This is a genomic window from Kaistia granuli DSM 23481 (assembly GCF_000380505.1).
Taxonomy (GTDB): Bacteria; Pseudomonadota; Alphaproteobacteria; order Rhizobiales; family Kaistiaceae; genus Kaistia; species Kaistia granuli.
Window position 1 is genome coordinate 179,224 of the sequence record NZ_AQYH01000007.1, and the last position, 15,639, is coordinate 194,862.

The 15,639-nt window shown below is 65.6% G+C and carries 13 protein-coding genes and 1 pseudogene; 8 read left to right on the plus strand and 6 right to left on the minus strand.

Annotation, left to right across the window (positions count from 1 at the left end; translation table 11 throughout):
* Positions 1-1,569 carry a nickel ABC transporter substrate-binding protein gene (gene nikA, locus G342_RS0110775; RefSeq protein WP_040878696.1) on the minus strand — a complete coding sequence of 523 codons (1,569 nt, stop codon included), beginning with the start codon at positions 1,567-1,569 and terminating at the stop codon, positions 1-3.
* Between the two features lie 192 nt (positions 1,570-1,761).
* Between nikA and G342_RS0110780 the strand changes: the two genes are divergently transcribed.
* From G342_RS0110780 to G342_RS0110790, 3 genes are read left to right on the plus strand one after another with little or no spacing between them, the layout of a single operon-like run.
* Positions 1,762-2,145 carry a hypothetical protein gene (locus G342_RS0110780; protein WP_018183150.1) on the plus strand — a complete coding sequence of 128 codons (384 nt, stop codon included), beginning with the start codon at positions 1,762-1,764 and terminating at the stop codon, positions 2,143-2,145.
* A 6-nt stretch (positions 2,146-2,151) separates the two neighbouring features.
* Positions 2,152-3,108, plus strand: a complete 957-nt coding sequence (locus tag G342_RS25670) for a copper uptake system-associated protein (RefSeq protein WP_156830891.1) — start codon at positions 2,152-2,154, stop codon at positions 3,106-3,108.
* Positions 3,108-3,731 (plus strand): SCO family protein, encoded by a 624-nt coding sequence (locus G342_RS0110790; RefSeq protein WP_018183152.1) that lies wholly within the window; start codon positions 3,108-3,110, stop codon positions 3,729-3,731. Before G342_RS25670 ends, G342_RS0110790 begins: the two co-directional genes overlap by 1 nt.
* A gap of 103 nt (positions 3,732-3,834) precedes the next feature.
* Here the strand turns inward: G342_RS0110790 and G342_RS26650 are convergent.
* Positions 3,835-4,167: pseudogene (locus tag G342_RS26650) on the minus strand (heavy metal translocating P-type ATPase); the annotation flags it as partial.
* Positions 4,168-4,623: 456 nt separating this feature from the next.
* On the opposite strand from G342_RS26650, the gene G342_RS0110800 reads away from it, so the two are divergent.
* Genes G342_RS0110800 through G342_RS23875 form a run of 5 tightly spaced genes read left to right on the plus strand, consistent with a single transcriptional unit; the run spans position 4,624 to position 10,009 of the window.
* Positions 4,624-5,703, plus strand: a complete 1,080-nt coding sequence (locus G342_RS0110800) for an ABC transporter substrate-binding protein (RefSeq protein WP_018183154.1) — start codon at positions 4,624-4,626, stop codon at positions 5,701-5,703.
* A 60-nt stretch (positions 5,704-5,763) separates the two neighbouring features.
* Positions 5,764-7,275 (plus strand): sugar ABC transporter ATP-binding protein, encoded by a 1,512-nt coding sequence (locus G342_RS0110805; protein WP_018183155.1) that lies wholly within the window; start codon positions 5,764-5,766, stop codon positions 7,273-7,275.
* A gap of 9 nt (positions 7,276-7,284) precedes the next feature.
* Entirely contained in the window at positions 7,285-8,232 is a 948-nt protein-coding gene (locus G342_RS0110810; RefSeq protein ID WP_018183156.1) for an ABC transporter permease, read from the plus strand.
* Between the two features lie 2 nt (positions 8,233-8,234).
* Positions 8,235-9,218 (plus strand): ABC transporter permease, encoded by a 984-nt coding sequence (locus G342_RS0110815; protein WP_018183157.1) that lies wholly within the window; start codon positions 8,235-8,237, stop codon positions 9,216-9,218.
* Positions 9,219-9,247: 29 nt separating this feature from the next.
* Positions 9,248-10,009 (plus strand): alpha/beta hydrolase, encoded by a 762-nt coding sequence (locus G342_RS23875; RefSeq protein ID WP_018183158.1) that lies wholly within the window; start codon positions 9,248-9,250, stop codon positions 10,007-10,009.
* A 54-nt stretch (positions 10,010-10,063) separates the two neighbouring features.
* Here G342_RS23875 and G342_RS0110825 read toward each other — a convergent pair whose 3' ends face one another.
* The 4 genes from G342_RS0110825 to G342_RS0110840 all read right to left on the minus strand — a co-directional run bounded on the left by G342_RS0110825 (position 10,064) and on the right by G342_RS0110840 (position 15,539).
* Positions 10,064-11,938, minus strand: coding sequence for a dipeptide ABC transporter ATP-binding protein (locus tag G342_RS0110825; protein WP_018183159.1), 1,875 nt, complete (start codon positions 11,936-11,938; stop codon positions 10,064-10,066).
* Positions 11,938-12,858 carry an ABC transporter permease gene (locus G342_RS0110830; RefSeq protein WP_018183160.1) on the minus strand — a complete coding sequence of 307 codons (921 nt, stop codon included), beginning with the start codon at positions 12,856-12,858 and terminating at the stop codon, positions 11,938-11,940. The genes G342_RS0110825 and G342_RS0110830 overlap by 1 nt, the downstream gene beginning before the upstream one ends.
* 13 nt (positions 12,859-12,871) lie before the next feature.
* Positions 12,872-13,861 carry an ABC transporter permease gene (locus G342_RS0110835; protein ID WP_018183161.1) on the minus strand — a complete coding sequence of 330 codons (990 nt, stop codon included), beginning with the start codon at positions 13,859-13,861 and terminating at the stop codon, positions 12,872-12,874.
* 109 nt (positions 13,862-13,970) lie between these two features.
* Positions 13,971-15,539 (minus strand): ABC transporter substrate-binding protein, encoded by a 1,569-nt coding sequence (locus G342_RS0110840; RefSeq protein ID WP_018183162.1) that lies wholly within the window; start codon positions 15,537-15,539, stop codon positions 13,971-13,973.
* Positions 15,540-15,639 lie beyond the last annotated feature (100 nt).

Consider the following 15,639-nt stretch of genomic DNA (forward strand, 5'->3'; position numbering starts at 1 on the left):
TCAGTCCTTCGGCTTCAGGGCGGCGAAGGGATAGTCGAACTGGGTGGCGCCGAAGGTCAAATTGCCGACATTGTCGCGCGCGACGAGGATGGCCGTCGAGAAGGTAAGCGGCAGATAGACGGCCTCGTCATGCAGGGTGGTGAGGACGGAGCGGTAGAGCTCCTGACGCTGCGCCTCGTCGGTGCTCGTCAGCGCCTGGCCGATCCTGGCGTCGATCTCGGCCTTGTCGGCAAGACCGAGCTGCGCCTGATAGTCGGCATGCGACGGCACCCGCATCGAACTGACGAAGGCGTGCGGATCATAGGGCGCGCCCCATGTGTTGCCGAAGATCATGCCGAAATTGCCGTCCGTCTGGCGGGCGTAGAAGGAATTGGCCTCCTCGCCGAGCAAGCGGACTTCGATGCCGACCTTGGCGAGATCCGCCTGCAGCACCTCGGCCATCGACTTCATGACTGCGTCGGTTCCGACATAGGCGAGCTCCACCTGAAGCGGTTGCCCGTCCTTGCTGCGGAAAGCGGCGCCGGGCGCGCGCGTCCAGCCTGCCTTGTCGAGCGCGTTGGCGGCCAGGGCAGGATCATAGCCATAGGGCTTCAACCCGACATTCGAATAGGGCGCGGTCGGTGCGAACAGCGTGTCGGCGCGGGTCTGCGTGCCGTGGTAGATCGCAGCAATGAGCGTGTCCTTGTCGACGGCGTGGTTGATCGCCTGCCGCACGGCAAGCTCGTTAGTCGGAGCCTTGTTGGTATTGAGGGCAAGGACCTGCGTTCCCAGCGGCGGCGAGATCTCGGCTTGGTAGCCCTGCGCCTTGAGACGCGCAAAGGTGTCCGGCGTGATCGGCCCCTCGTCGCCATAGATGAGATCGATGTCGCCGGTCTCCAGCGCCACCGCTCGCGTGTTGCTGTCGGCGATGACCTTGACGACGACCTTCTGGTAGGCCGGCTTGTCGCCCCAGTAGGTGTCGTTGCGCTCGAAGACATCGTACTCGCCGAGCCTGGTCTCGACATGCTTCCACGGGCCTGTCCCGATAGGGGCGCTGATGCCCGGCTCGGTGGTACCTGGGGCCGGAAACTGCGAGGGCGCCAGGAAGCGGACGGGGCGCACCAGTGCCAGTTCCTGTAGCAGCGGATAGTAGGCATCCTTCAGCTGCAGCTCGACGGTCAGATCGTCCAGCGCCGTGACGGTCTGGAGCTGGTGGATGAGTTCCAGCCAGTCATGACTCTTGCGGTTGGCGATCACCCTCTCAAGGTTGGCGACCACGGCGGCGGCATTGAATGGCTCACCGTTCGAGAAGGTAACGCCGTCGCGCAGCTTGAAGGTATAGGTCCGCCCGTCCTCGGACGCGGCCCAGGATGTTGCGAGCCAGGGCGCAACGGTGCCGTCCGCCTGATACTTCACCAGTGATTCGTAAACCATGCCCTGGGCGAACATTTGGTTCGGCGCATAGCCATGCGGATGGAGTGGCCCGACATTCGACGGCCACGAGAAATTCAGGGTCTGTGCGACGACGCCCGAGATCGGCACGCACGCGGCTGCAATCCCAAGCAGCACCCCAACCAGAACTCCACGCATCGATTGCCCCCATGCGATAGCCGTGTGTTGGGTCGAGGCTAGGGCGAGCAGGAGTATGATGTCTAGTAAAAAACATCATACTCGCAACCTGAAATGGGCCTTTGAGCGTCTGGCTCTGCGTCGCGGTTCCCGGAGGGCAATTGTCGCGGTGACAAAAAGCCGGCCGCATGCGATCAGCGGAGGATGGACGCGATGCGCAAGCTCATTTGGCAAGAGCTGAGGACTGCCCTTGTGGCGGTCGGCGTCGTCTATCTCCTGCTCTCGCAAGGGTTGATTTCGGCCTACGCACAGACGGCTATGGCCGCCTCCCAAGCCGGCCCCCGATTCATCATCTGTTCTCCGCTCGGCAGCACGAGCGATGAAGATCCCATCAAGTCGCTGGCGCGGGAGTGCTGTTCGACCCTGTGCCAGGTGGCCAGCGCCATCGGGCCTTCGCTTCTGCCATCCTCGGTCGCGTTCGTCTTCAAGGTCGAGGCGCGGCCGCCAAAATGGCGGCCGGCCGGCGCCGCAAGAGGCCCGCCTTCCCTGACCCGACGGGTCCCCGAAGCCCGCGGGCCGCCTTCGCTCTCCATCTGACGCCTGATGTCACGGCTCGGCGCGCATCCCGCGCGCCGGCTGTTCTTGCGCATATGGAGAATGATCATGCGAGCTTTTTCGCGCCTTCTCGCGGCCGCCGTCCTGCTGGCCGCTCCTTCCGCCTTTGCCCACGACGACAAGGTCGGCGATATCGAAATCGGCCATCCCTGGACCCGCGCCACGCCACCGGCCGCGCGTGTCGGAGGCGGATATCTCACCCTCACCAACAAGGGGCAGACCGCCGATCGACTGGTAGGTGGGTCGTCGCCCGCTTCCGGCCGTGTCGAGATCCACACCATGGAAGTAACCGATGGCGTCATGAAGATGCGCGAGCTCGCGAACGGCCTCACGCTTCCGCCGGGCGAAACCGTCAAGCTCGAGCCGGGCGGCTTTCATCTGATGCTGACCGATCTCAAGGCGCCGATCGGCGAGGGCGCCAAGGTTCCGGTCACGCTCCGCTTCGAGCATGCCGGTTCCGTTGCGGTGGAACTGGCGGCCGGCGCGCTCGGCGCGCCGGCGATGGAGCATGGTGACCATGGCGCAGAGCACGGTGATCAGGATCACGGGCAGGCCGATGCGGGCGGTGACGAAGCCGCCATCCAGCATGTCCTGAAGTCGATCTGGGACAGCGAGGCGTCCCCGCTCGGCGTGGCCCCGGTAGTGGTAGCCGGAGACTATGCGTTGGCCGGTTGGGTGCAGGCTGAGCGGGGCGGACGGGCTCTTCTTCGCCGTCGCGGCGACGCGTGGGGCATCGTCCTGTGCAGTGGCGACGAGCTGAAGTCGGCGGAGAACCTGACAACGGCCGGCGTGCCGACCGAGGATGCGGAGGCGCTGACGGCCGAGCTGGCTGTTGCCGAGGCCAAGCTTGATGCCAAGACAGTGGCCAAGTTCTCGCTGTTCGAGGGCGTGGTACGGATGGACGAGGAAGGCCGGCACGGTTCGGCGCATGGGGGGAAGCACTGATGCGCCCTCGACACATCGGCCTGATAGCCGGCGGTGTGTTCGCCATCGTCCTGACGCTGGTGGGCTTCACCGCGCTTGTGAACTCTCGACAGGCGGCGACGGGGCTGAGCGGAGCAGGACAGAGCGGAACCGGGGTCGCCAGCATTGGCGGCCCTTTCGAGCTCACCCGGGGCGATGGGAAGCAGGTCACGGAAGCCGACTTTCTCGGCAAGCCCACGGCAATATTCTTCGGGTTCACCTTCTGTCCGGAGGTGTGCCCGACAACGCTTTATGAGTTGTCGGGTCTGATCAAGGAACTGGGACCGAAGGCCGAGAAGATGAACTTCGCGTTCGTCTCGGTGGACTGGGGACGTGACGGTCCGAAGGAGTTGGCGAGCTACACCTCCGCGTTCGATAGCCATATCCAGGGCCTTTCCGGCAACGAAGCGGAGATCAACGCGGTCACCAAGGCCTACCGGGTCTACTACAAGCGCGTTCCGGTCGAAGGCGGGAATTACACCATCGACCACACGGCATCGGTCTATCTGATGGACAAGGATGGCCAGTTCGTCGGCACGCTCGCCTATGGCGAAGCGCGCGACACCATGCTGGAAAAGCTCAAGCGGCTGGTCGCAGGCGCCTAGGGGCGGACACGCCCGATGCTTTGGATGCCTGTCCAATGTTCATCCATGTTCTCCCTGGAATGACGCGGCAGCCGGTCCGGATTGCGCCGGCTGCCGCGGTCTGTCAGTTCGCCACCTTGAACGCGCGCAACCGCAGCGCATTGCCGAGCACGAAGACGCTCGACAGCGCCATGGCGCCCGCCGCGAAGACCGGCGACAGCAGGATGCCGTAGGCCGGCGCCACGTCATGGCCGAGCTCAACCATGTAGCGGTCCGCCCCGACGTCGACACGCTTGCCGTCGGCCGTGGCCCTGACGCCGAAGCCCGTCACCGACTCGAAGTCCGACACGGCCGGCAGCGCGATGCCTTCGGCCACGGCGGCGTCGACGATCGCGCCGGCGATCGGGTGTTCCGACTTGGCCTCGACGGCAGCCACAAGGCCCAGGACGAGCGACCGCGGGCCGGCGCCGAAGGGAGGCGAAGCCTCGCATCTAGACGCTTTTCGGCAACTTGTCGCGGCCAGGAAGCTGTCTCGTCAATCGAACGTTTGACATTCGATTTTCTTTCGCTTAGCGATCAATAAGGCTTAAAAACGAAACTGATGCTGAACGCCGGGGGGGCGGGGGTGAAGTTCGGTCAAGATTTCAGGATCGTGGCGATGGCTGTCTAGTCGCTGATGACAGCGCTCGCAATGGCTGGATACCGCTTGTCGCGCCCGTGCGCAGACGCGGAGCGCGACGGGGCGAGCCTGGCCAGCCGGACATTCTGGAATTTCGTGATTGGATCGTCGTGTCGCCGCGTAGAGCGGGCCCGTCGGTCCTTGTCAGCTCGGGCTCCTGATCGATAAGGGCCCGGAGGAGACGTCCCGCGAGGAGGATCGCGGGATCATCGACACTACAGGGGAGGAGAAACCATGCAGACGAAACTGGCGAAACTCGGCCGAAGCGCGCTTGTCGCCTTTGCCATGATGGGGGCCACCTCGGTTTTTGCTGAAGAGGTCAATCTGATGAAGGGCGTCATTCCGCGTGAGGGCGACGACCGGATGACGACGGCGGACCAGTTCAAGAAGCCCGGTCCGTGGAAGATCGGCATGAGCCATTTCGGCTTGAGCAACACCTGGACCATCCAGATGGCGCATGATGCCGAGTTCGAGGCGAAGAACAATCCGAACATCACGGACTTCCTGTTCCGCAACGCCGATCTGAACCAAACCAAGCAGGTCGCCGATATCGAGGACCTGATCGCCCAGGGCGTCGACGCCATCATCATCACGCCGCTGACGCCGACCTCGGCTGATGCCGGCATCAAGAAGGCGGTCGCCGCCGGCATTCCCGTGATCGTCCACACCGGCCTTACCGACACCGAGGACTACACGGTCGACATCCAGGGCGGCGGCAATTATTTCGGCCGCGTCATGGGCGACTTCCTGGTGAAACAGCTTGGCGGCAAGGGCAACATCTGGGTGCTGCGCGGCGTGCCGTCTCATCCGGAGGACATCAACCGCTATCAGGGCCTCGTCGACGCCATCAAGGGCACCGACATCAAGATCGTGTCCGAGGACTACGGCACCTGGGAATATGACGGCGGCAAGAAGCTCTGCGAAGCCTTCTATCTCAGCAATCCCGACGTCCAGGGCATCTGGTCGTCCGGCGCCGACATGGCGCGTGCCTGCGTCGACGTCTTCAACCAGTACGGCGCCGAGATGCCGCCGATCTCCGGTGAAGGCAATAACGGCTTCTTCAAGTTCTGGCGCGACAACAAGCTGACCTCGATCGCTCCGGAATATGGTCCGGAACAGGGTGCCGCCGGCGTGCGCGCGGCCGTCGCCCTGCTCGAGGGCAAGCCGCTGCACAAGCGCTACGTCTACAATCCCGAGCCGATCACTGCCGAGACGCGCGACACCTACATCCGCGAGGATCTCTCGGACGCCTATTGGTTCCCGACCGCTCTCTCGGAAGAGAAGAAGCAGGAATATTACGGCCTGAAGAAGTAACACGACTTTGGGAAGCCGCGGTCCGAAGCCGCGGCTTCCTGATCTCGCGAAGGAAGCGCCATGGCCGCCCCGCTGATTGAACTCCTCGATATCTCGCGCTCGTTCGGCAGCACCCGCGCCGTCGACGGCGTCAGCCTGACGGTCCAGCCGGGCTCCGTCCACGCCGTGACCGGCGAGAATGGCGCCGGCAAGTCGACCCTGATGAAGATCCTCGCCGGCGTCATCCGCCCGGATGCGGGAACCATCCGGCTCGAAGGCCGCGAGGTGCATTTTTCTTCGCCGCTCGGCGCGCTCGGGCACGGCATCTCGACCGTGTTCCAGGAATTCACCCTGATCCCCAACCTGACGGTCGCGGAAAGCATCTTCCTCGGCCGCGAGCCGATGCGGCGCTGGGGCGGGATCGACTATCCGAAGCTCCGGTCTGGCGCCGCAGCGGCCCTGGCGCGGCTTGAATCCGCCATCGACCCCGACGGCATGGTGCGCAATCTGACCGTCGCCGAACAGCAGATCGTCGAGATCGCCAAGGGGCTCTCGGCCGATGCGCGCGTCTTCATCTTCGACGAGCCGACCGCCGCGCTGAATTCCGCCGATGTCGAGAAGCTGACCCGCCTGATCCGCGACCTGAAAGCGCGCGGCAAGGCGATCCTCTACATCTCGCACCGGCTCGAAGAGATCTTCGCGCTCTGCGACACGGTCACGGTGATGAAGGACGGCCGCCATGTCGCCACCCGTCCGACCGAGGAACTGAACGAGCACGACCTGGTGGCGCTGATGGTCGGACGGGAGCTGTCGAGCTTCTTCCCGCCGCGCGCCGGAACCGTGGGCGAGCCGGTCCTCACCGCCATCGACCTGCGCACCAATGCGGCCTCGCCGTCGGTCGGCCTGACGCTGCATCGCGGCGAGATCTTGGGCCTGGCGGGCCTGGAGGGCCAGGGCCAGCGGGGGATCGCCCGTGCGCTGGCCGGCATCGAGCCGGCGGAGGCAGGACGGATCGAGAAGACCGGCCGCGATGGCGCGAGGCACGGGCTGCCGGTCGACGCCGGCGTCGGCCGGACGCTGGCAACCGGCATCGGTTTCGTGCCGGAAGACCGCAAGGGCGAGGGCCTGTTCCTCGATCTCGCCATCCGCGACAACATCGCGCTCGGCGTCGAGACCGGCCGTCCGTTCTGGGCGCTGGCGCCCAACACCACGGCCGTCATTGGCTCGATGATGCAGTCGATGAATATCCGCGCGCGCAACGCCGAGGCCATCGTCGGCTCACTCTCCGGCGGCAACCAGCAGAAGGTGCTGATCGGCCGCTGGCTGTCATCGGGCGTCGACGTGCTGATCATCGAAGAGCCGACGCGCGGCGTCGATGTCGGCGCCAAGGCGGAAGTCTACAAGCTGCTCCGGGCGTTTTCGGATGCTGGCGGTGCGGTGCTGGTGCTGTCGCGGGAAACGCCGGAGCTGATCGGCTTGTGCGACCGGCTGCTTGTCGTGCATGGCGGCGCCGTCGTCGCCGAGATGGCGGCGGACGGCGCCACCGAGCACGGCATTCTTCATTCGGCCATCGGCTCGCGGCAGGCGGCATAGGGATCCATCATGGCAACGCTTTCGGCCCTGCTGCCGCCTCCACGAAATTCACGCGCCGGCCCCTGGTATCTGGTGCTCGCCTGCCTCGTCATTGTCGTTGCGGTTGTCGCCTGGTCGGCGCCGCTATTCCTGACGCCGGGCAATCTTTCTAATGTTGCCGCCCAGGTCACGCCCCTGGTGATCACCGCCATCGGCCAGACGCTGGTGATCATCACCGGCGGCCTCGACCTCTCGGTCGGCTCGCTGATCAGCCTGACCACGGCGATCATCGTTCTCGACCTGCCGGGCTGGGCGATGGTGCTGCTGGCGATCGCGGCTGCGGTTACCGTCGGCACCGTCAACGGCGTCGGCATCGCCTTCCTGAACGTCCATCCGATCATCATGACGCTGGCGTCGATGAGCGTCGTGCAGGGTGTGGCCCTGATCACCCGGCCGGTGCCGGGCGGCACGGTGCCCGGCTGGATCTCGGGCGCCGTGAACGGCAGCCTGTTCGGCCTGCCGGCGGCGCTGGTTTGGATCGCCGTCGCCGTCGTCATCGCCGCCTTCCTGATCTATCGCACGCGTTTCGGGCTGCATCTCTTCGCCATCGGCGGCAATCCGAACAGCGCGCTGATGAATGGCGTCCGGGTCCAGCGCAACATCGTCCTGACCTACATCCTGTCGTCGCTGTTCGCGATGGGAGCGGGCTTCTACCTGGCCGGCCGCATCGCCTCGGGCGACGCCAATGTTGGCACGGTGTTCGGGCTCGATTCGATCACGGCGGTCGCGCTCGGCGGCACCTCGCTTTCCGGCGGCGTCGGCAGCCTCGTCGGCACGGTGCTTGGCTCCGTCCTGGTCGGCGTCATCGGCAACGGCATGAACCTGATGAATGTCTCCGCCTTCCTGCAGATCGTTATCAAGGGCGCGCTGCTCCTCGCCGTCGTCTCGGTGCAGCGGCGCAAGCAGATCGGTCTCTGAGCATGGCGCATACCTTCGAAACCTCGTCGAACGCCGGCGGCGCCAACCACTGGGTCCGGGCCCTCGGCCGCCGCCTGATCGAGATCCCGCCCGCCTATTTCGTGCTGGCGGCGGTGCTGGTCGCCATCGCGTTGCTCAACCCCAATCTGATGAAGCCGCAGGTGCTGCTGACCTTCATCCGGCAATCGGCGCCGCTCGGCGTCGCCGTGCTCGGGCAATTGATGGTGATGCGGGCGCGCTCGATCGATCTTTCCATCGGCGGCGTCTTCATCATCACCAACTACCTGCTGACCTCGGGTCTCCTCGGCGGGCAGCCGGTCGCCATGCTGGTGCTGGTGCCGCTCGCGGTCGGGCTGGTGGTCGGCCTCGTCAACGGCGCGCTGATCGCGCTGGTCCGCGCCTCGGCCGTCATCGTCACGCTCGGCGTCTCGATCATCCTGACCGGCATCGTGCTGTTCATGAGCAGCGGCCGGCCGCCCGGCCGGGTGCCGGATGAGCTGCGCGCCATCGCCAATGCCCGGATCGACGTGGTGCCGGTGCCGGTGATCATCTGGGTCGTCGCGGCGATCATCGTCGCGGTGCTTCTGCGGACTCTGATCTTCGGGCGCTACCTGACCGCGATCGGCTCCAATCCGCAGGCGGCGCGTTTCTCGGGCCTGCCGCTGCCGCGCATCGTCGTCACCACCCATGTGCTGTCCGGCCTGCTGGCGGCGTTGGGCGGCGTCATGTTCACGGCGGCGCTCGGCGTCGGCAGCGTCAAGTTCGGGCCGGAGATCATGATGAACTCGATCGCCGCGACCATTCTCGGCGGCGTCACCTTCGGCAGCGGGCGCGGCGGTGTTGCCGGGCCGTTCGTCGGCGTCGTCGCCTTCGCGCTGCTGTTCGCCCTGATGACCGTGTTCGGCATCCAGGAGCCGGGCAAGCTGATCGTCCAGGGCACGGTGATCGCCGTCGCCGCCATCATCTACGGAATGCGGACGCGCTGAACGCGCGTCCTCTTCGAGGGAGGAACTTCATGACACCCGAACAATACCGCGCCGGCGGCCAGCCCTTCCTGATCCCGGGCAACGAGGTCGGCGTGCTGCTGTCGCACGGCTATACCGGCACCACCTCCGGCATGCGCTATCTCGGCGACTATCTGCACGAGCGCGAGGGCTGGACGGTGCTGGCGCCGCAGCTGAAGGGCCATGGCGACAGCCCGGCCGCGATGGCCAAGACGACGGCGACCGACTGGATCCGTTCGCTCGAGGAGGGCCTCGACACGCTGAGCCAGACCTGTTCGACCATCTTCATGGCCGGTCTCTCGATGGGTGGTTGCCTGACGCTCTACATGGCGGCGCAATATGGCGACCGCATCAAGGCTGCGGTGCCGATCAATGCCTGCCTCTATTTCGGCGTGCCGGGCCTGGCCGAGCTCGCCTATGCCAAGGATGCGCCGGAATACATCGTCGGCGTCGGCAATGACGTGAAGGACCCGGACGTTGTCGAGGTCGCCTATCGCGAGATCCCGATCCCGACAATCAAGGAAATCTACGGCCTGATGAACATCACCCGCGACCTGCTGGTCAAGGTGACCTGCCCGACGCTGGTGATGGTGTCGCCGGACGATCATGTCGTGCCGCCGAGCAATGCCGGCGTGATCCTGAACGGCATCTCGTCGAAGGACCGGCGCCAGCTGATCCTCGACAATTCCTTCCATGTCGCCACGATCGACTATGACAAGGAAATCATCGCCGAGGAGACGCGGCGCTTCTTCAAGGAACAGCTCGCGGGCTGATTTCTCCTGCGCCGCCCGTCGGGCGGCGCAGTCATTTCTCGCTGTCGCGCGCGGCTAGTGTGCGAGCTCCGGCGCCGGCAGGCTGTTCAAGGGCAGATGGCAGGCGCTGGCGTTGCCATCGGCGTAGATCGTCTGGCTCGGGTCGTCGGTGGCGCAGCGATCGAAGGCGAACGGGCAACGGGTGCGGAAGCTGCAGCCGGGCGGGATGTCGATCGGATCCGGCGGCTCGCCTTCGAGCAGATAGGTGGCGGTCCGGTACGGCTTGGCCTCGACCGTCGGCACGGCGCTGAGTAGCGCCCGTGTATAGGGATGGGCCGACCGCCAGTACATGGTGTCGTTGTCGGCCAGCTCGACGATGCGGCCCAGATACATCACCGCGATGCGGGCGCAGACGCGGCGAACCATCGCCAGATCATGCGAGATGTAGACATAGGTGATGCCGCGCTTCACCTGCAGCGTCTCGAACAGGTCGAGGAGCTTCGCCTGCTCCACCTGGTCGAGCGACGACAGCGTCTCGTCGAGGATCAGCAGTTCCGGTTCGAGCACGAGGGCGCGGGCGATGTTGACGCGCTGGCGCTGGCCGGCCGAGAGGCCGATCGGCAGCTGGTTGTAGAGCGCCGGGGCCAGGCCGACCTCGGCCATGACGTCCTTCACCTTGTGCTCGATCTCGCGCCGGCTGCCGAGGCCGTGGATCAAAAGCGGCTCGGCGATGGTGCGGCCGATCGAGGCGTGGGCTGCGATAGCGTTGTAGGGGTCCTGCAGCAGCAGCTGGAACCGCCGCCGCAGCCCGAGCAGGTCGCGGCCCTTGAGCGTGGCGATGTCGCGGCCCTCGAACTGAATCTGGCCGGCATCCGGTTGTTCGAGGCAGCTCAGTAGGCGCGACAGCGTCGACTTTCCGCAACCGCTCTCGCCAATGATGCCGAAATTCTCGCCCCGCCGCACGGTGAACGACACGCCGCGCACGGCGCGGACCTGGCGCTCGGCGAAGATCGCCTTGCGGTCGCGCACCCGGTAGGTCTTGCCGACATCGCGGACGTCGAGGACGATGTCGCCGGAAGAAGGCACGGGCGGCGTCTCGGCGCTCGCCCAGATCATCGGCACCTTGGCGATCAGTTCCTTCGTATAGGCGTGCTCGGGCGTGGCGAGCAGGCCCCGGACCGACTGGCGTTCGACGATATGGCCGCGATCGAGCACGATCATGTCGTCGGCGATCTCGCTGACGATGCCGAGCGAGGACGAGACGAAGACGATCGAGGTGTCGAAGTCCTTCTGCAGATCGCGCAGCAGCCGCAGGATCTGCGCCGCCACGGTGACATCGAGCGGCTGGGTGATGTTGTCGGCGATCAGCAGCTTCGGGTTGGAGACGAGCGCGTCGACGATCATCGCGCGCTGCATCATGCCGCCCGAGAACTGGAACGGATATTCGTCGAAGCGCTGTTTCGGCGAGGGGATGCGAACAGCATCGAGCGTGTCGATGACCCGCTGGCGGGCGGCCTGCGGGGTCAGTTCTGGCGCGACGGCGCGCAGCTTTTCCAGGATCTGGTGTCCGACCGGCACGGTCGGATCCAGCGCGCTGGTCGGATTGGCGCCGATATAGGCGATCTCGCGGCCACGCAGTCCGGCCATGGTGGCGGCCGGCAGGGTGAGCAGGTCGCGGCCGTCATAGCGGACGCTGCCCTTGGTGATGGCGAGCGGCGGCTTCAGCCAGTTGACCATGGCGCGCGACAGCACGGTCTTGCCCGAACCGCTCTCGCCGATGATGCCGAGCACGGAGCGCGGCGCCACGGTCAGGTCGATGTCGGTGAGGATGTTGCGCTCGCCGGCGGCGGTGTTAACCACCACCGACAGGCCGCGCACTTCCATGACGGGTGCCATGGCGGCGTGCGAGTTGCTCGCCGGGGACATGTGGGTCGCCAGGGACTTCGACATCATTCCCCTCCCTGGAGGATGTGGTTGCGCGCGCGTTCGAGGACGCCGCCCATGAGGTTGAGGCTGCCTAGCGCTAGCGCCAGCAGCACGCCGGGGACAATGGTGATCCACCACGCATTGAGCAGATATTGCGTGCCGGAGGCGATGATGGTGCCGAAGGTCGGCGTCGGCGGCTGGATGCCGATGCCGATGAAGCCGAAGATCGCCTCGAAGATCATCATGCGCGCGACGTCGAGGACGGCGACGAAGGCGATCGGCGGCAAGATGCTGGGCGCGATGTGGCGCACCATGATGCGTAGGTCGCTTGCGCCGAGGATCTTGGCGGCGCGCACATATTCCTTCTGTCGCTCGGCCAGGGTGACGCCGCGGGCGACGCGGGCATAGACCGGCCAGCTGGCCAGGATCAGCACGGCGATGATGGTGAGCGGTGAAGGCCGCGACATGCCGAGCACCGTGATCGCCAGGATGACGACCGGGATCGACATCTGCACATCGGTCAGCCGCATCAGGATGACGTCGGTCAGGCCGCCGCGATAGCCGGAATAGATGCCGATGGCGCAGCCGAGGATGAACATGCCGACGACGCTGACGACGCCGATGGCGAAGGCGTTGCGCAGGCCGATCAGCGAGCGCAGCAGCAGGTCGCGGCCGAGCTGGTCGGTGCCGAGGAAATGCGGAAGTTTGCCGCCTTCCATGAAGATCGGCGGCAGGAACTTGTTGGCGACGCTCATCTTGGTGGCGGAGGCGTCGATGATGTAGGGGCCGAACAGCGTCAGGAGGGTCAGCGCCAGGAAGATCGAGGCGGCGACCTTCATCTCGGTCTGGCCCCAGGCGCGGCGCAGGATGCGGGCGGTGACGCCGCGATATTTGGTCTTGGGGGCGGCCGTCGTTCCGGCGGCCGTGGCGGTCGAGCTCGTCATGGGGTGCCGTCCTTCAGAATTTCAAGCGGCGATCGATGGTCGTCGAGGCGAAGTCGACCAGCATGTTGATCGCGACGAGCGCGGCGCTGGCGAGAATCGCGACGGCCTGGATGATCGGGAAGTCGCGCTGGAACACGGCGTTGATCGTCAGCATGCCGATGCCGGGATAGGAAAAGATGTATTCGACGACGAACAGGCCGCCGAGCAGCATGCCGATCATCTGCGCGCCGAACAGGTTCAATAGCGGCACGGCGGCGTTGCGGAGCACATGCTTGGCGACCATCGTCCGGCGCGACAAGCCGCGCACCAGGCCGACGTCGAAATAGACCTCGCCGAGATTGGCGGCGACGGAGACGGAGATGGCGCGGATCATCACCGGCGACAGCTCGATGGCGAGCACCATGGCGGGGATGATGGTGTAGGCGAAGCCCTGATAGCCGATGGCCGGCAGCCAGCCCGTCTTGGCCGAGAGCAGGAAGATCAGCACGACGCCCACCCAGATATTGGGCAGCGAGACGAACAGCGAACTGACATAGAGTCCGAGCCTGTCCGGCCATTTTCCCGCTCGCAATCCGGCGCCGAGACCGATGGGGATCGCCACCAGGAAGGCGAAGGCGATGCCGAGTGCTGCCAGCTGCAGGCTGTAGGGCAGGGCGTTGGCGATCAGTCCGGACACGGAAGCGCGCGATTCCGGATTGTAGCCCGCCGCGTCCTGTGAGCCGCCGGCGCTGCCGCCCTGGGCGCCGCGGATGAAGGAGCGGCCGAAATCGCCGGTTGTCACCTGGCCCATGAAGCGCCCGAACTGGACATAGATTGGATCGCGCAGGCCGAGCTCGGTGGCCTTCTCCTCCAGGGCCGCTGCCGAGGCCATCGGGCCGAGGATGATGCGGATGGGATCGCCCGGGACGATCCGGAGCAAGGTGAAGATCACGAAGGCGACCAGGATGACGATCACCACGCCCTGGCTGATGCGCCGCAGAAAGAATTCGATTGCGAAGGCCATGGATGCCGTCCCGGAAACGAAGAATGGGTCGAGCGCGCCCTTGGCGCGCCCTTGGCTGCGCGACCGGCCCGGCGGTGGTAGACCGCCGGGCCGGGGAGGTGAGCTTGGCTCAGAACAGCTTCGCCTTGCTCAGGTCGATCGGGCCGTTCGGGTAGAAATACGCGCCCTCGAGGTTCTTCGACATCGCGCGTAGCGAGACGGCCGAGAACAGCGACAGGCTCGGGACCTTGGCGGCGAGCAGCGGCAGGGTCTCTTCCTGCAGGATCTTCTTGCGCTCCTCGGCCGTCTCGGCGCCGCGCTCCTTGTCGAGCGAGGCGTCGATCTCCGGATCATTGACGCCGTTGATGAGCGCGAACTTCGAATAGTAGTTCGGGCGCAGCACCAGGTCGGGTTCCGGCGAGCCGGTGATCCAGCCGACATCGATGATGTGGCCGGGACCCTGGCCGTCGGCGCGGCGATAGATCTGCTCTTCCCAGGCCGCCGGCTCGAGCGTCGTCAGCTTCACCGGGAAGCCCTGCTCCTGCAGCATGGCCGTGACCAGCTCGCCATATTCGCGCGTCTTCGGATAGAAGCCGACCGAGGTGATGTATTCGAGCTCCGGCAGGCCCTGGCCGTTCGGGAAGCCGGCCTCCGCCAGCAGCTTCTGGCTCAGCTCGGGATCATATTTCGGATAGTTCGGCACGTCGGTGAAGCCGAACTTGACCGGCGAGATGTGGCAGTTCGAAGCCTCGGCGGCATCGCCCATCAGCTCGAGAATCTGATCGCGGTCGATGGCGTGGACGGCGGCCATGCGGACGCGGACGTCGTCGAAGGGCGGCTTGTTGCAGCGGAAATGCAGATACTTGTTCTCGCTCGACAGGCCGCGATTGGTGACGATGTTGGCGTCGGCCTTCAGCGATTCATACTGCTCCGGCTCAAGGCGCTCGGTCAGGTGGTACTGGCCGTTCAGCAGGCCGAGGACGCGGGTGTTGGCGTCCGGGACGTAGTTCCACAGCAGCGTGTCGATATGCGGCTTGCCGTCGTAGTAGGCCTCGTTGGCTTTGAAGACGATCTGGTCGCCCTTGGTCTCCTGGTAGCGGAACGGGCCGGTGCCGTTCGGGCGCTGCTTCAACTGGCTCGGGTCGGCGACGTCCTTGGCCGAAAGCACCGGCAGGAAGGCGGCGACGTACCAGAAATTCAGGGCCGGATAGCCGAACTTCTCGGTCTTCAGGCGCACCGTGTAATCGTCGACGATCTCGACCTCGACCTGGCCCGGATACCAGGCGGAAGCCGGGCGGCTCGGCTGGCAGCCATATTCGTAGGTCGCCTTGACGTCCTCGGCCTTGAACTCCTTGCCGTCGTGGAATTTGACGCCCGGCCGGAGCTTATATTCGAGTGTGTACTTGTCGATCAGCTTCCATTCAGTCGCCAGGTCCGGGAGGATTTCGCCCGGATTCTCGGCCGTCATCAGGCATTTGGTGAGCCGGCTGAACACCAGCATCTCGGCGGTGATCTGCGGCGCGATGGTGTGCGAGGTTGGATCCCAGCTGCTGGTGACCGTGCCGGCGGCGGCAAAGACCAGTGGCTTCGATTCCTGCGCAAAGGCGGCGCCGAACGGCCCCGTGCCCGCGCCAACCAGCAGCGAACCGGCGCCGAACGCTGAGGCGCCGGCGAGAAAAGTGCGTCTCGTGGTGTTCATGGAATGAGTTCCCCTTCCTTCGGTGTGGCCTTGGCCGCGTGCCCGATAGGCGGGTGGCGGCCTTGCGACGACCGCCCCTCAGCGATCCCGCTCCTCAACT

Coding starts and splice junctions, on each gene's coding strand:
- G342_RS0110780 (WP_018183150.1), top strand. CDS start 1,762: ATGCGCAAGCTCATTTGGCAAGAGCTGAGGACTGCCCTTGTGGCGGTC.
- G342_RS23875 (WP_018183158.1), top strand. CDS start 9,248: ATGACACCCGAACAATACCGCGCCGGCGGCCAGCCCTTCCTGATCCCG.
- G342_RS0110825 (WP_018183159.1), bottom strand. CDS start 11,938: ATGTCGAAGTCCCTGGCGACCCACATGTCCCCGGCGAGCAACTCGCAC.
- G342_RS0110830 (WP_018183160.1), bottom strand. CDS start 12,858: ATGACGAGCTCGACCGCCACGGCCGCCGGAACGACGGCCGCCCCCAAG.
- G342_RS0110805 (WP_018183155.1), top strand. CDS start 5,764: ATGGCCGCCCCGCTGATTGAACTCCTCGATATCTCGCGCTCGTTCGGC.
- G342_RS0110800 (WP_018183154.1), top strand. CDS start 4,624: ATGCAGACGAAACTGGCGAAACTCGGCCGAAGCGCGCTTGTCGCCTTT.
- G342_RS0110810 (WP_018183156.1), top strand. CDS start 7,285: ATGGCAACGCTTTCGGCCCTGCTGCCGCCTCCACGAAATTCACGCGCC.
- G342_RS0110815 (WP_018183157.1), top strand. CDS start 8,235: ATGGCGCATACCTTCGAAACCTCGTCGAACGCCGGCGGCGCCAACCAC.
- G342_RS0110840 (WP_018183162.1), bottom strand. CDS start 15,539: ATGAACACCACGAGACGCACTTTTCTCGCCGGCGCCTCAGCGTTCGGC.
- G342_RS0110835 (WP_018183161.1), bottom strand. CDS start 13,861: ATGGCCTTCGCAATCGAATTCTTTCTGCGGCGCATCAGCCAGGGCGTG.
- G342_RS25670 (WP_156830891.1), top strand. CDS start 2,152: ATGTCACGGCTCGGCGCGCATCCCGCGCGCCGGCTGTTCTTGCGCATA.
- G342_RS0110790 (WP_018183152.1), top strand. CDS start 3,108: ATGCGCCCTCGACACATCGGCCTGATAGCCGGCGGTGTGTTCGCCATC.
- nikA (WP_040878696.1), bottom strand. CDS start 1,569: ATGCGTGGAGTTCTGGTTGGGGTGCTGCTTGGGATTGCAGCCGCGTGC.